Annotated in this window: 12 protein-coding genes and 1 pseudogene; 6 read left to right on the forward strand and 7 right to left on the reverse strand. The window is 33.4% G+C overall.

Annotation, left to right across the window (positions count from 1 at the left end; all coding sequences use genetic code 11):
- Positions 1 to 187, reverse strand: a pseudogene (locus BGO27_00445) (hypothetical protein).
- A gap of 29 nt (positions 188 to 216) precedes the next feature.
- Between BGO27_00445 and BGO27_00450 the strand changes: the two are divergent.
- The gene (locus tag BGO27_00450; GenBank protein OJV11922.1) at positions 217 to 783 is read left to right on the forward strand and encodes an elongation factor P; all 567 of its coding nucleotides are present in this window, start codon (positions 217 to 219) and stop codon (positions 781 to 783) included.
- A 113-nt stretch (positions 784 to 896) separates the two neighbouring features.
- Here BGO27_00450 and BGO27_00455 read toward each other — a convergent pair whose 3' ends face one another.
- The 5 genes from BGO27_00455 to BGO27_00475 all read right to left on the reverse strand — a co-directional run bounded on the left by BGO27_00455 (position 897) and on the right by BGO27_00475 (position 6,377).
- Entirely contained in the window at positions 897 to 1,898 is a 1,002-nt protein-coding gene (locus BGO27_00455; protein OJV11923.1) for a hypothetical protein, read from the reverse strand.
- Positions 1,885 to 2,859: a tetraacyldisaccharide 4'-kinase gene (locus BGO27_00460; protein ID OJV11924.1), complete on the reverse strand. Its 975-nt coding sequence runs from the start codon at positions 2,857 to 2,859 to the stop codon at positions 1,885 to 1,887. Before BGO27_00460 ends, BGO27_00455 begins: the two co-directional genes overlap by 14 nt.
- Positions 2,843 to 4,105, reverse strand: coding sequence for a hypothetical protein (locus BGO27_00465; protein OJV11925.1), 1,263 nt, complete (start codon positions 4,103 to 4,105; stop codon positions 2,843 to 2,845). Before BGO27_00465 ends, BGO27_00460 begins: the two co-directional genes overlap by 17 nt.
- Positions 4,102 to 4,743, reverse strand: coding sequence for a hypothetical protein (locus BGO27_00470; GenBank protein OJV11926.1), 642 nt, complete (start codon positions 4,741 to 4,743; stop codon positions 4,102 to 4,104). Before BGO27_00470 ends, BGO27_00465 begins: the two co-directional genes overlap by 4 nt.
- A gap of 77 nt (positions 4,744 to 4,820) precedes the next feature.
- Positions 4,821 to 6,377, reverse strand: coding sequence for a hypothetical protein (locus tag BGO27_00475; GenBank protein OJV11927.1), 1,557 nt, complete (start codon positions 6,375 to 6,377; stop codon positions 4,821 to 4,823).
- A gap of 112 nt (positions 6,378 to 6,489) precedes the next feature.
- Here BGO27_00475 and BGO27_00480 point away from each other — a divergent pair, with 112 nt between their 5' ends.
- From BGO27_00480 to BGO27_00490, 3 genes are all read left to right on the forward strand, one after another.
- Entirely contained in the window at positions 6,490 to 7,785 is a 1,296-nt protein-coding gene (locus tag BGO27_00480) for a hypothetical protein (protein ID OJV11928.1), read from the forward strand.
- Position 7,786: 1 nt separating this feature from the next.
- Positions 7,787 to 10,999, forward strand: coding sequence for a hypothetical protein (locus tag BGO27_00485; GenBank protein ID OJV11929.1), 3,213 nt, complete (start codon positions 7,787 to 7,789; stop codon positions 10,997 to 10,999).
- A gap of 176 nt (positions 11,000 to 11,175) precedes the next feature.
- Positions 11,176 to 12,291: a hypothetical protein gene (locus BGO27_00490; protein OJV11930.1), complete on the forward strand. Its 1,116-nt coding sequence runs from the start codon at positions 11,176 to 11,178 to the stop codon at positions 12,289 to 12,291.
- 30 nt (positions 12,292 to 12,321) lie between these two features.
- On the opposite strand, the gene BGO27_00495 is transcribed toward BGO27_00490, so the two are convergent.
- The gene (locus BGO27_00495) at positions 12,322 to 13,500 is read right to left on the reverse strand and encodes a methionine adenosyltransferase (protein OJV11931.1); all 1,179 of its coding nucleotides are present in this window, start codon (positions 13,498 to 13,500) and stop codon (positions 12,322 to 12,324) included.
- A gap of 266 nt (positions 13,501 to 13,766) precedes the next feature.
- Here BGO27_00495 and BGO27_00500 point away from each other — a divergent pair, with 266 nt between their 5' ends.
- Positions 13,767 to 15,098 carry a hypothetical protein gene (locus BGO27_00500; protein ID OJV11932.1) on the forward strand — a complete coding sequence of 444 codons (1,332 nt, stop codon included), beginning with the start codon at positions 13,767 to 13,769 and terminating at the stop codon, positions 15,096 to 15,098.
- A gap of 345 nt (positions 15,099 to 15,443) precedes the next feature.
- The gene (locus BGO27_00505; GenBank protein ID OJV11933.1) at positions 15,444 to 16,403 is read left to right on the forward strand and encodes a hypothetical protein; all 960 of its coding nucleotides are present in this window, start codon (positions 15,444 to 15,446) and stop codon (positions 16,401 to 16,403) included.
- The last annotated feature ends 1 nt before the right edge of the window (position 16,404 follow it).

Below are 16,404 nucleotides of genomic sequence, written 5' to 3' on the forward strand. Positions count from 1 at the left end.
AAAATTCCTTCCTTATTATAACCCTTTCAGACATCCTTATTGTCAACCCTTTTCCGTCACCAAAACTTTGAACTTCTACAATTGCGAGCAGCAGTAAGCTGCGCGGCAATCCACTTTGTTGCTTAAAGTTTTTGTACTTGGCATTAAAATTTCCTTTGTTTTTTGAAATAAGATACGTTAAAACCATACATAATATAAAAGTATAGGGTAAATATTATGAAAATGATCGCAAACAATATTAAAATGGGTCACGTTCTTGAGTATAAGAATGACCTCTACAGAGTTGTAAAGCAACCTACGCATACTCAGCCAGGTAAAGGTGGTGCGTATATTCAGGTAGAAATGAAGTCTATTAAGACAGGCACTAAAGTAAATGAGCGTTTTAGCTCTTCTGAAGACGTCATGAAAGCAAGATTAGAGACCAAAGACTTTCAATATCTTTACACACAAGATAACAAAATCGTTCTTATGGATCAGGAAACATATGACCAGATCGAAATTGAAAGTGAAATGCTTGGTGAAAAGATTGCATTCTTAACAGAAAATATGATTTTAACAGTTGAAATGCATGAAGAAACTGCAATTACTATCAGACTTCCTGAGACAATCATATGTGAAATTGCTGAGTGTGAGCCAGTTACAAAAGGTCAAACAGTTACTTCATCATATAAGCCAGCGATACTTACTAATGGTCTTAGGGTTATGGTTCCGCCATTTATCGAGTCTGGTACAAAAATCGTTGTTAGAACAGAAGATGTAACATACGTTGAAAGAGCGAAATAGTTTAAAACTAAAGTGGATTGCCATGCAGAAATTTATTCTGCTCGTGACGACATGGTGGTAACAACAGTCGTTATTCCAGAGATGCCTAGCATCTGGTGGTAATCCACATCAAGCTATCCGTTAATATCTTTTAAGGCTTTCTTCATTCGCTTCCCACCATTTTCAAAAGAATATTTGTCTACTTCTGAAAAGCCATTTTTGGATAAATTTTGATATAACTCATTATTATTTGCCAAATTTAAAATAGCTTCAGCCATTTTTTGGGGGTTATTCAGCGGTACCAAAATACCATTTTTATTATTTTCGATAATCTCTTGAGGACCTTCGCTAGATGTACTTATGATCGGGGTGGAGTAAAGAAATGCCTCTAAAACTACTATGCCGAATGGTTCTGAGTGTGATGGCAAAACAAAAATATCAGTGTTATTGTAAAGCTGATCTTTATCTTTTACCCATCCTATAAACTCTATATTGCTATCTAAACCGAGTTTATTTACCAGGCTTGTGTATTCTTCCTTCATCTCACCATCTCCACCGATAACTAAAGTAAAATCAAGTTTTCGGTCTAAAAGTATCTTGGCAGCCTGAATTAATACCTCAAAGCCTTTTTTCTTAACAAATCTACCCATTGCAGCTATTTTAAGGGGTTTTTTAGGAAGTTTATTTTTATATTCAAAACCATCGGTATTTATCATATTAGGCATATGATAAATTTTATTTGATCTAAAACCTTTATGCTCTATAAAACTTTGTAAATGCTTTGTAATTGAAAATATATAATCGCATTTTAATAGGTGTTTGATCCAGTAATTGTGAGCAACACCAATTGCAGGAACTTTTGATGCTCTTAGAGTAAGTCTAACAGCTCTACTACCATGTACAATAATGCAGTCAGGCTTAAAATCTTTAATAACTTTCCTGATTTTATAGCTTGCCCATAAATCCCACCAGCCAATGTTACTGATTTTAATAAAATTATCTTTGGCTTTAGGAAATTTTGGATGACAAATCGATAAAACTTCTAAGCCGCATTGCTTTAAAGCTGTATCATAATCAATAAAAACCTGCTCAATCCCGCCAAGCCCTTTTGAGAACATTATATTAAGAATTCGCATAGTCTATAGCCGCATATATTTTTTTAACAAGCTCTTTTTCATTATATAATTTTAATTCTACATTTAAATACTCAATGGCTCTTTGGTGTTTTTTATTAAGCCTTACCCAGTCTTTGTAGGTTGTGATTACATAACTTCCGCTAGATCTTGCTTTTAGTAAAATTTCATCAATTTCATTAAGCTCATAATAGTAATGATCAGGGAATTCTATAAACTCAACAATTTCTAATTCAAATGAATTTAAAGATTTTAGAAATTTTTCAGGGATTCCAATGCCGCAAAAAGCAATGTATTTATTTTGTTTAGGCTTTACGGGTACAATGCTTGCTTCATAAACCTTATGAGCATATTCGCTTGGAATTGAGAAGCAGCCATTCCCAATAACTATAATTGCATTTGCTTCATCATAGGTACTTAAAACTGGCTGACGCATAGGTCCCGCGGGTAACATAAAGCCATTGCCATAGCCATAATCGCTATCGATCACTAATACTTTAAAATCAATAGTAAGTTTATGGGATTGTAATGCGTCATCCACTATTACTGCCTTAATACCATGCATTTTTGCATATAATGCGCCTTTGGCTTTATTTTTAGATGCTATAGTAGGGAAGTTACTTAGAGCATACATTAAGCTTTCGTCACCCACTTGAGAATGTGTCATACTATCGCTAACTATTAAAGGGCCTTTAAGTTTTCCGCCATAACCCTTTGTAATGACTGCAAAATTAAGTTTATATTTATCAAGTATTCTGGCAATCCACATGCAAACAGGGGTTTTACCGCTGCCACCTGCATTTAAATTACCTACACCAATTGTGAAAATATTTGCCTGAACTTTGCGCGAAGTATACTTATCGATGATAAAGCCAATAAAATATAGTATGGATAAAGGCCATAAAATTAGGGAAATTAAGTTTTTAGTTTTCCAAAATTTTGGTGTTTTAAGTTTGAGTTTCATAAAATACCAAATCAGTTATATTTGAATAGTTTTCAACAAGTTTCTTTGCATTATCGCAGTAATGATCATATTTTCCAAGTTTATATTTATCATATATGTCGGCTAGATCAGTAACATTATTCATTAGAATTGCAGCATTTGATCCAAAAAAGTTTTCATAAATTTCCTGTTGATTTGCAAAATATATACCTGTGAGAATTATATTGTCAAAATATGCGGCTTCGATTGGGTTATGTCCACCTATTTTGTCTTTAAACGACCCGCACATAATAACCAAATGGGCAATTTTATAAAAGTCACCCATTTGTCCAATCGTATCATTAATATAGATATCCGCGTCTATTTGACCTTGTTTTTGAGAATGTAACTCGGCTGTAAAGCCATATTCTTTAGCAAGTTCAAGTACTTCTGCGGATCTGTTTATATGTCTGACTGCAATAATTAACTTAGTTTTTTCATTTTGATCATGTATTTGTTTATATGCATCTAAAATCATATCCTCTTCACCAGGATGAGTAGAGGCTGCCAGAATAATAGTATATCCAGCAATAGAACCTTCAAGTTTCTGCAATATATCAGTGTGAATAGCTGGAATTTCTGTATCGTATTTTAAATTACCAATGTATTTGACGTTAGATAATTGACTAGATTGTACTAAAGAAGAAAATTTTTGTGCGTCATGTGTGCTTTGCGCTAGTATTTTTTTATAAGATCCAAATATTGATTTCGCAAATTCGGCATGTCTTTGCCATTTTTTCATAGATCTTTCAGATATCCTTGCGCTAACTAAATAGACTGGAATATTATGAATTCTTGCGCTAAGTAAGTAAGCTGGCCATATCTCAGATTCAATAAAAACAGCTTTTTGAGGGGATAATTTTTTTAAAAATAAAATCATTATCGGAAGTATATCATATGGGAAAAAATAATGTTCTACATCGCCATTAAGTTTCTTTTTGACTATCTCGTGTGAAGCTCGCGTAGTGGTGGTTAAAATTACCCTGTATTCAGCATTTTGATACAATTTAATAAGTTTTATTGCGCTATTAAGTTCACCAACGCTAGCTGCATGAATATGAATTGTTTTTTTATCGACTGCAGATATTTTCATTAAGCCAAAACGGTGGAGCAGTGACCTTGGCATTTCTTTTCCTTTTATCATTCTTAAAAACAGATAAAAAGGCATAACTAACATGCCCATAAGTCCTACTGTAATGTAAATAAAGTAGTATAAAAAAGCTTTCATGATGCATCTACTTCATTTTTCATTTGTTTAAGCTTACTTTCAATCCTTTGTGTATATATTTCATCTGTATCAGTTTCTAAATAATATAAAGGCTGAGAGATTTGGAAAGAGCCTTTAGAGAATAGCTTTGGTATAATCATTTGATCCCATGATCTTAAAGTTATTCGTGGATTTGCAGAATACGCCACGAGTACTACTGGCTTTTTAGAAATTTTAGCAATTGCAGCAAGATTACCGCCAACTTCAAAAACCGGGCCTCTCGGACCATCAGGAGTTATGGCTACAGATTCAGTTTTAAGTGTCTTTAATATGTTTCTTAATGCGGCTGCACCACCTTTAGAACTTGATCCACGAATGGTTTTATATCCTAAAAATTTCATCGCTTTTGCTATTAATTCACCATCGCGGTGATGTGATATCAAAACATTCATATTATTAGGGTTTTTCCATAAAAATGGAATCATAAGCATACGTCCGTGCCAAAATACTAAAATGACAGATTCATTGGCAAATGGGGCAAGTAAATTTTTCTCACTTTTTTGCCAGCGCATAGAAAAATAGATAACTCTTAAAAGAATAGATATCAAAAAAGCAGCAAATGTAATAAACCAGGGTTGTTTAAAAATCTTTTTAAGCATTAGAACTTTCTTTGTAAATATATGATAAATCGCAGTATATTGTCTTATATTGTCTTAGTCTATAAAATACTTTAATTTCAGCATATTTCTATAAGTTTTAAAATAATTTCATTTAATAAATTCTCTGAGTCGTTGATCTTTCTTGAATTTGAATAATATCTGGTAACGTCATGACCAATTCCAAATGCTAAAGTCTTGATATTTTGGTATTTTTCAATTTTATTGATTACATATTTAAGGTGCTGATCTAAATACTGTGGAGGGTTGTTAGAACAGGTGGTTTCATCCAGAGGTGCGCCATCTGAAATAACAATCATATACTTTTTTTCGCTACCCTGTTTTGCAAGGCGTTTAAATGCCCATTCAAGTGCTTCTCCATCGATATTTTCTTTCAGAATTGCTTCTTTCATCATAACTGGAATAGAAAGTTTTGCAGATGAAAACTTATCGTTAAATGCTTTATATATAATATATCGCATGTCGCTTATACGCCCAGGATTAGCCTCTGATCCTGCGTTTTTCCAGTCTTTGGTACTTTGACCACCACGCCATTCCTTAGTGGTAAATCCTAAAATCTCGCATTTAATATTGAAATGATTGCATATAAACGAAATAACTTCGGCGCATATTGCAGATGTTGCTATGGGTTTTCCGCGCATTGACCCCGAGTTATCTATAAGTAGAGTAAGCGATGCCGATATTTTTTTGCTATCAGATTGTTTTTTGAAAATATTTAATTTATCAGGCGAAGTTATAATTTGGCTAATTTTATGGCTATCAATACTCCCTTCTTCCTGATGGTAAATATATGACTTATTAATACGTGATTCAAGCTTTTGCATGAGTGCTGTCAGCAGCTTTTTATCAATGATTTTCAACTCATGAAGCTTTTTATCAAGTTGTTTTCTCAGATAATAAATTTCCTCTTTAGTAGCAAGAGATGATGCTTTTATAATTTCATCATATTTTGTTGTGAATATTGTGTAATTGCTAGAAGCCCTAATTGCATCTGATTTTTGGTTGTTGCTTGATGAAGCTTCAAGCATTGATCGTGGAATTTGCGCATTTTTAACTTCTGCTGCGTCAGACTCTACAAATTCTTCAAGGCTTTCTGGGTCAATTTCAAGTTCATCAAGCTGGTTTTGCTCTTCGGCTGTTGTTATGGTATTTATAATTTTCAAAGAAAATTTTGCAAACTCTTCCTGATTATAAACTAAACTATTGTTAGTTAGTTTGATATACCATTCCTGCAAAAGCCTATTAATATTATTATCGTATGTATTTAACGTATCCTGATTACGTTTTTCAAGGTAATAATTCTCAATGTTATTTTTAACGCCTGTGAGTCCATGCGAAGCTATAACAGCAATCCTTAACTTTTCAAACTGAGAATATAAAACTTGCTTGGCATAATTATCTGGTAAGTGCTGAGTAAATACTGCCGGGTCATGATAATTCGTATAATAGCTCGCTATATCAGTCAGTCCGCGTAAAAATTTTTTAGACTTTGGTAGTAACAAAAACTGATTTTGTAAAATAAAATCTTCATCAGAAAGTGAATAGGCGCACGTGATATTATTGCCTGATAATACATTTACAGTGCTTTCAAATTTATCTGTTTTAGCTTTGGTCACTATTTGATCTCAATATTAATAATATTCCCTTTATATATTAAATAATAAAATTCTTGAAAACAATCAAATAAAAGTCTAGATCTAATAGGGCAATTATTTTAATAGGTGGTGCATGAGAAGAAGGCTATCTAATTTATTCGTATACTTTAATCCGCGAATACTTTCAATGCTTATGCTAGGCATTTCTTGCGGTATACCATTGCTGCTTACAGGCTCTACACTTACTATGTGGTTTACAGAAGTTGGCGTTGATAAAACCACAATCGGCCTTGCATCACTTATAGGATTTCCATACTCTTTTAAATTTTTATGGGCTCCTGCCATGGACTTTGTTAGCATTCCTGTGCTTTCTAATTTGCTTGGAAGACGTAAAGCATGGATTGTATTAATGCAATTTTGTTTAATCATTTGTATTATTATAATGGGCTACTCAAAACCTGAAGACATGCTATCCTTTACAGCAATGATGGCAGTATTTGTTGCTTTTTTCTCTGCAAGTCAGGATATAGTAGTTGATGCTTATAGGTTAGAATTGCTTTCGGAAAAAGAGCAAGGGCCTGGCGTTTCTTCATATATTACAGGTTATAGAATTGGCATGCTTATAGCAGGTGCGCAGGCTTTATTTATGGCTGAATATATGGACTGGTCAACAGTATATTTGATTATGGCAATCATTATTGGTGTTGCTATGAGTATAGTATTATTCCTGCCAGAACCTGACGTAAATGTTAATACTAAATTTTTCTCAAAAAGTGTATTTTTTAGACGTAAAGAAAAAGGTATTATGATTATTGTTAGAAAAACGATTATTCAGCCATTTACTGATTTTGCTAAAAAAGATGGATGGCTTGCAATGCTGCTTTTAATTTTACTTTATAAAATGGGGAATGCGTTCGTAGGTCACATGGCTAATCCTTTTTATATCGAGCTTGGTTTTAGCAAAAGTGAAATTGCAACCATTGTAAAAACATACGGGCTTATAGCAACAATAGTTGGTGCTTTAGTCGGTGGTAGCATAGTGCATAAATATGGTATGGCTAAAGGCTTATGGATTGGCGGTATTGCTCAGTTATTATCGATACTATTATATATTGTACAGGAATACTTTGGTTATAACAACCTTGTGCTGGTGCTTACCATTAGCTTAGAAGACCTTGCAAGTGGCATGGGTTCTGCGGCAGTATTTACATTCATAAGTAGAGCGTGTTCTAATCCGCTTTATACAGCAACGCAGTACGCTTTAATAAGTTCGCTTTCTGCTTTTGGCAGATCATTTGTTTCGTCAGGTTCTGGGTATGTTGCAGAAGTTTACGGCTGGACTAATTTCTTTGTATTTAGTACTTTACTTACCGTACCTGGTTTGATAGTTTTGTTTTACCTTCACTTTAACAATAAAATAAAGTCTTAATATGCTGAAAAAAATATCTCTAATTCTAACATTTATTAGTTTTGCAAATTTAGCTTTAGCTAGTAATAACGGGTATTATCAGGATCCCGATGTTTTTAAAAATTTAGTGGTATTTGTAAGTGAAGACGATTTATGGGTTGTTCCAAAAGATGGTGGTGATGCAAAACGCATTACAACACTTGGAAGTGATATTAAAAATCCTGTCTTTTCGCCTGATGGCAAAAAAGTTGTATTTAGCAGCAATCACAACGGCGGTTATGATTTGTATACTGTAGATCTAGATACAGGTGAGCTTACAAGAGTTACTTATATAAGTTCTGGTTATTTAAGAATATCAGATTGGTATGAGCCAAATACTGTTTACTTTGTATCAGATCATACCAGCGCATTTAACAAAGAAAGTCATTTGTTTAAGCTTGATTTAGACGCAAAAAAGATCGAAAAACAATCATATGGTGGGGCTAAGTTTTTCTCTACTAATGGCAGACAAAAGGCTTTGCAAAAAATTCAATATAGAGAATTTGGCTACTGGAAGTCATATAAGGGTGGCGCTACAGGTGACATATGGTTTGATAATGGCAAAGGAAAGTTTAATGAGCTTTTCAAAAACGAAGCAAATACTTCAAGACCAACTATAATAGAAGGGCGTATATTCTTTTTAAGCGATAAAGACGGCGTAGGTAATATTTATTCTATGGACTTTGAAGGTAGAGATATTAGGCAGCACACTTTACATAAAGATTATTATGTAAGACATTTCAGAGGCGATAATGATTCTTTAGTATATTCAATTGCAGGTGATTTGTACATTCATGATATAGCGACAGATAAATCAAAAAAGATTAATATTGCGTTTCATTCTAATAAAGGCAAAAGCGATATTAAATTCCCTAATGCAAAAAACTTTATAGAGCATTATTCTCCTCATCCTAAAAAAGATGTATTTGTGCAAATTATTAGAGGACATGTTGTAGTATCTCATTACTTTAACGGCACATCCTTTGAAGTTGGTAATAAAAAGTACCGTTACCGTATTGCAGAATGGGCGAAAGAAGGTAAATTTATAATACTGGCTTCTTCATTTAAAGAATCTGATTGCATACACATACTTGATGCTAATACATTAGAGATAAAGCATGAGTTTACAGGATTTAAGTTTGGCAGGATCAATGCAATAATTCCAGCTAATAAGGCGGATAAGTTTGTTGTTACTAATGACACTGGTGACATGTTTATGGTTACTTTCGGGAAAGGTGGCAATGAAGTTAGTAAAATAGACGCTACAAAATATGGCTGGATATCGGGTATTTCATGGTCTGATGATGACATGCACATTGCGTATTCTGCTATGAACTCAAACAAAAATGCTGTTATTAAACTTTATTCAATACGAAACCATGAGTCATCAGTTTTAACCGAAGAAGACTCTAACGCATGGGCTACAAGGTTTGATTCAAAAAGTAAGTTCTTGTATTTCTTATCAGACAGAAATTACGTGCCTTTTACAGATTATCATGATGGACGTATTTTTTATCCAATGTGGAATAAACCTTATATAATGTCACTCAACCGTGAAAATTTGATGCCATTTTATGGTGCAAGCGGCGCATTGGATGTAAGCGAGGGTGACCAGGAAGATGATAAAAAAGAAGCTAAGTCTATTATTAATATCAAAAACTCTCATAGGAAAATTGTACCTTTCCCAGTGCCTGACATGCTATACTATAATATCTATAGCAGTGGTGATAAGATTTGGTTTTTAATGTCTGGTCCGCAGCCAAACGCTGATATTCTCACACGAGATAGTCAGGGTGGCAAAAAAACACTGCAAATGTTTGATTTTAATAAAAACAAACTTGTTCCGATTGCAGATGGCATAGAAGATGCAATACTTACTAAAAACGGTGAAAGCTTTTTAATCAGAGTAGGGGCTGAATTAAGGCTTATTTCATCGATGCCAGGTGGTAATCCTTCTCAGCCACAAGAAATCACATCATCCGACTATGGCGCTGATAGTGGCTGGGTATACAACGATCCTAACCTTATGGTGAATGTTAAGGATGAGTGGTATAAAATTTACAACGAAGCCTGGGCTAATCAAAAAGATAGATTTAACAACCCACGTCATAATATTAACTGGAATGAAATTTATCAAAAATATAAGCCTTTACTTGAAAAAGTTAGTACTCGTTTAGAGCTTAATGATGTGCTTTGGGAAATGCAGGGCGAGCTTAAAACATCTCATGCTTATGTATTCGGTGGTGATATCAAAGAGCAAAATAATTATACAGTTGCTAAACTGGGTGCAACATTTACCTATGATGAAAACGAAAAGGCTTATAGATTTGAAAGAATTTATAGAGGTGAGCCTTGGAACTCTAGGGCTGCATCTCCGTTAAAATATCCTGGGCTAAAGCTTAGAGAAAGAGATTTATTATATAGCATTAATAACTTAAAGCTTACCAAAGAATTTACTCCTGAAATGGCTCTTGTTAACGCAGGGAATGACAGGTCAATAATACTTGAAGTAGCTTATAATAATGGGCAGAGTAGACGTTATGTGCATGTAAACAGCCTCGATAAGGAATATGATCTATATTATAAAGAGTTTATCAAAACTAATGGAAGTTACGTAGCTAAAAAAACCGATGGCAAGATTTGTTACATTCATGTACCAGATATGATGCCAAGAGGTTTCACAGAGTTTTATAAAGGCTACCTAAACTGCTATAATAAAGACGGTATCATTATTGATGCAAGGTATAATGGCGGCGGCTATGTGTCTTCACAAATATTAGACTTCTTAACCAGACACCGCATTGGTGTATTTGATTCTAAAATAATGGGTAAAGAAGCATATCCTTCTCTTGCTTCCAAAGGTAATTATGTGTTGCTTGTCAACCAGTACTCAGGTTCAGATGGAGATATTTTTGCGAATGCCTTTAAGTTTATGAGGCTGGGTCCAGTTATTGGTAAGCGTACATGGGGTGGGACTATTGGTATTAGAATGGATAAATATCTTGTTGACGGTGCGCTCACAACACAGCCTGAATTTATTAGTTGGTTTGCAAATACTGGCTATGATATTGAAAATTATGGGGTTGACCCTAATATTGAGGTTGAAAATACACCAAATGATGCAATAGAAGGTAAGGATACTCAGCTGGATAGAGCTATTGAGGAAATTACTAAATTAGTCATGGAAAACAATTAGCTGCTGTGTTTTTGTATGGGGTTGGTAGACTCTAATAGATTATTTATAGACTGCATTAACGCTAAATATAAATAATCTGTATACTAATATAGGTTAAAAATAAGTAAATATATCTTGACTTTCATCCATAAATTAAGTATATTTTATTAATATTTTAATTTTACTTTCCTATTGTTATGAAAAAAAGAAAAGCAAGTGATCTTAATGACGGTATTACAGATACTGAGATATTTAGTTATTATCAAAATAATTCTCAGTCAGAACTTGTGGCACTTATTACAAGCAAAATTCAGTTGCTAATTGATAATTTTGACGAAAATCAGAATAGTTTTGATCAGGAAAAAGCTGAACATAAATTTATTAGTTATAAAAGAACCAGAGAAGGGGCTTTTGATATTGATACAGAACTTGCAAACATATCTAAATTATTTGAGTTATTAAATAATAAAAATAAATATATTATAGCAACAGGCAACCATTATGCCTTGTTTAATTTCGTTTGTAGTGACAAACTTTTATTAAATAAACATCATACTTTAATAATGAATCTTTTTAAATTTTTCAAAAAAAAGGATCAGTTTAATCAAATAGATAATTTTTTTGAAATAGCTCAATCTAGTATTAGAAGCGAAACACGCTTAAATCAAGTTATAGAGTCTATGTGGCTTAATTTCTCTACTGAAGTTAAAGACAGACTATTTGCCGAAGATGGTACAAGACAATTTAGCTTGTTAAGTATATTTTTAAAGAATAATTATAGTTTTGAGTTTATAAAGCTATTTTGGAGTTCTCTGGATATACATGATCAGGAATTAAGTTTAAAATGTGCTAATTGCAGTAGCATTGCTTCTCTAATTCAATTGCGTTCAAAAGAAGAAATAACCTGGTTTTATAATCATGTAAGCTCGGACATAAAAATTTTAATGCTAAATACCTGGAAACAAAGTAGTACCAGTTTCAGCTTAATTGAAAGTAATGAAGTGCTATTTTGGCTTAAGTCAGCCGCAGGACAAGAGCTTTGGTTTGAAATATTAACTTCAAATAATTCTTATCATTTCAAAGAAATGTTAGCTTGTCCAAATAAATTTAAAGTTGTGATAGACGACATATATACTGATTTTGGTGCTACTCCTCAAATTCAGCAAGCTTTGAAAGATAATGTAAAAATGCAGGAAGATAAACTTACGCAACAAATGTCTAGGTTAAGAATTCCTGATGCGGTTAAAAAAGGCATATCTTTTCAGGATTGGACTGCAAATCGAAAAAATAATGTAAACTCAATGAATTTATAAAATTTAAAATTCAAGCGCCGCGCTATATAATTATTTAGGCATATATTTTTTGATTTCTTCAACTAAATCAAGCCTTTCCCATGAGAAACCACCATCTACTTCTGCTTCACGTCCAAAATGACCATAAGCCGCGGTTCTGGCATAAATTGGCTTATTAAGCTGAAGCTTAGTCCGCATACCTTTTGGCGTCAGATCTACAACTTTGTGAATAATATCAATAATTTCGCTCTCTGGAATAATGCCTGTACCATGCGTACTTACGTATATTGATAAAGGTTTTGCAACCCCAATAGCATATGCAATTTGTATTGTGCATTTTTCAGCAAGGCCGCTTGCCACAATATTTTTAGCGATGTAACGCGCGGCATATGCTCCAGACCTGTCAACTTTAGATGGATCCTTGCCAGAAAATGCGCCGCCGCCGTGTGGAGCAGCGCCGCCGTATGTATCTACAATAATTTTACGACCTGTAAGACCAGTATCTCCAACTGGCCCCCCAATAGTAAACCTTCCTGTAGGGTTTACCAGGAATTTTGAATCGCTACACATCCATCCTTCAGGAAGAGCCTGAACCACGTATGGCTTAATTAGGTCTTTAACGTCTTTTTGGCTTAAATTTTCATCGTGTTGGATTGAAACTAATATATTATCAACGCCTACAGGTTTCCCATCTTTATACTGTATTGAAATCTGGCTTTTGGCATCAGGACCTACGCCTTTTAATGCTCCAAGGTGAATAGCGCCAAAAATAGTTCTAAGAATTTTATGAGCATAATATATAGGGGCAGGCATAAGGTTTTTTGTTTCATTGCATGCATATCCAAACATAATGCCCTGATCACCAGCACCTTCCTCTTTATTTTCATCACCATCCACACCCATGGCAATATCTGGCGATTGTCTATTTAGGTTAATATCAACGGTAATTGTATCTGCGTTAAAAGGGTCTTTATCGTAACCTATTGATTTAACAGCATTTCTTACGATTTTTTCAATTTCTTCCTTAGAAATTTCAGGACCTCTAATTTCACCAGCAACCACTATTCTGTTATACATTGCCAGGCATTCTACCGCCACTTTTGCCATAGGATCACGCTTAAGGTAAGTATCTAAAATGCTATCAGATACCATGTCACATAGTTTATCCGGGTGACCTTCAGATACTGATTCACTAGTAAATATATAGTCCTTAACGCGCTTATATTCCATAACAATCCTTAATTTCTAAATGTGTTTAATAACTAAATTCTACTAATAATTGACAAACTTGCAAGAAATATAAGTATTTTTAATTGACTGAAAACTATGAAAATTATTAAGTAAGTTTTTATTAATGTTTAAAAATTAATTTTTTTACTTTTATTAAATATATATTTAGGGTAAACTTTATATATGAGGGAAAAGTATAGCCTGAAAAATCTGTTATGATTTTGACTATGCTTGATATGTAAAATTTAATAATTGGGTAAATTATTATGAAAGAATTTAATAAATTTATGAGTTCAGTTGAAAGATTTCAAGATGATATCGATCATTTAAACGATGCTGTCGCAAGTCGTGATCTTGCTACTGAAATGGGACAAAAAAGATTCAAAAATGCTGGAAAAGATTTAGAAATCAGCTTAAAAAATGTTGCAGAGAGTGTAGTTCCTACATTTAAAGCATTTGGCGCAGAAGTAGACAATGATGATTTAAAGAAATTAAAATTAGAATTTAAAGCATTTGAAAAAGAAGTTGCAGAAGCAAAAAAAGCTGAAAAAGCTGGAGATAGACAATTATTTAATATGAAAATGAAAATTGCTTGTACCAACTTGTTAGCAAAATTCTTAATTTTCGTTGATAAAGCTATTAAAAAGATTACAGGAAAAGTAACAAATCTATCGGAAAAAACTGTTAATAAAGTAAAAGACCTTAAAGTTCAGAGAGGTTTAAAATCAACTGAAAATAAGGACATGGCATCTAGTCGTATCGGCGCTTTAAATACAAGTAAATTTAATATCACAACAAATTTTAATAGTGTGAAAGATAAACTTGATGATGTTATCAAAGCTCAAGAAAAAGGACTTAAGACTTTAAAAGAACAGGCGAAATCTATTGAAAAATTACTTTCAAGCGTAAAAGGTGTAAATATTAAAAATTTTGACCAGAAAGCGCTTTCAGCACAGTTAAAAAGTTTAAATTCTGCAATTTCTTCGATTGAAAAATCTTTAGAAGCAAGAAAAAAACAGCTTAATACATTAAGAAAAGATTTTAAAACAACTACAAAACCTTTAAATCCTGGTAAAGTAGGTTCAATGAAATCACAAGCTAAGTCTGCTAATAAGCATAGTATTAGTGGAAATGGTAAGTTAAATGCGGTTCAGGCTAAGGCTATTGAAATGATGGGTGCTAATGCATTCAATGCTAAAATTAATGAATTTGTTGAAGATGAAATTAAAGCGCTTTTTAAGGGTCAACCTAGAATGAAAGCTACATATGGTAGTTACAAAGAGTTCAAGCAATTTGTTATGTCTGACAAAAATAAGACAAATCCTGATGTTCAAGGATATTGGGCTGCTAAGCAAATGATTAAAGAAAAAGCTATTGAGACTTGGAAAGAATTCATTAATAAAAGTGAAGGAATTGTTTCTGATGTTAAATCAAACAATAAACAATCTGTAGTTAAAAAAGCTAAGGTTGGTTTAGAAAAAGCTGGTAGTGCCGTTAAAGGATTTGGTTCTTCAGCTTGGAATAAAGCTAAATCTTGGGTTTCTAGAACTGATGCTAGTAAAGCTGAAGGTCAAAGCCAAGGACAAGGTCCTAAATAATAATATAAACCTTTAAAGTTTATAGCAAGGGGGCTTCTTCGGAAGCCCTTTTTGTTTGTTAATTGCTAAAGCAAAATGCTTCGCATTTTTAATACTGACGTTGCAGCATATTCTGTTGTCATCGCGAGGAAAATGGAGTTTTCCGTGGCGATCCATGTTGTAAATGAGGCAATTTCATCGCAATGATCGTCACCGAAACTTTGAACTTCTAAAATTATGAGGAATGTAAAGCATTAAGTGATAATCCAGAAAAACAACAACCTATAATAGTTAAAAAATTTACTATTTTTATAAATTATGGTATGATTAAATTATTATAACAAAATACCTTAAGGAAGGTTCACTATGGGTGACAAAAAAAACAAACCAAATTTAGACGTTGAAAGCACCATAAAACAAGGTTTAATGGAAGGGGCGGCATCGGGAAATATCGATGTTATAAAATACGCAACAAAGCAAATTAAGGAAAATAAGTCTAGTCTAACCGACTATATGCAAAAGCAGTACGATGATTTAGGTTTATCAAATCCGCTTATCGAGGCATCCAGAAACGGTCATGTAAACGTTCTAAAACATTTTGTGAATGAAGGTGTTGAGGTTAATGGAGGATTAATTGCTGACGCTACAACAAATCTTGCAAGACTTCATAAAAACGGGAAAGTTAGTAAGGAAAAATACGAAGAAGGTATTAAAACCCTTGATGACTTAGCAAACAGATATATTGCTAAAGCAACGCTTATGCCTGCTATTGAAAATGGTGAGTTTATGGAAGTTAAGAATATTTTAGACTCCGTATCTAAAAACCCTAAAGACAGGGCAAATTTCCTAAACAACACCACATTTGATGGCTACAAGCATGAAACACCTGTTGCAGTTGCTATTAAAAGCGGCGATGTTCGCATGGTGGATATTTTACAAAAAGAAGGTGCTGAAGTTGAGCCTTCAAGTCTTTATATGCTCAGCAGAAAAATTCAATCAGATAAAACTATTTCAGCCGAAGAAAAAAATACTCAGCAGGAAATTTTAAGTAACGTTTTAGACAGAGTTATGGCGAAAAACGGTGTAGAATCACCTGCAAAATCTGGTTTAGGAAATATCGATTTATCGGGTGTTAAACTTGATAGCATTAAAGTCGCGGATAATAAGGGTAAAAATAATACGGCTTCTAAAGGAAACCTTCAGAAAGAAGTGAATCAGATAAAGCGTACTTTAAGCCAAAAAGTGCTTGATAATCCTAGTGATAAAGACGTATTAAACGCTGCCAAGGCCGCAAACAAGCCTAAAAAAGCAGGTAGGGAAGTTTAAG

Source organism: Alphaproteobacteria bacterium 33-17, assembly GCA_001897445.1.
Classification (GTDB): Bacteria; Pseudomonadota; Alphaproteobacteria; order Rickettsiales; family 33-17; genus 33-17.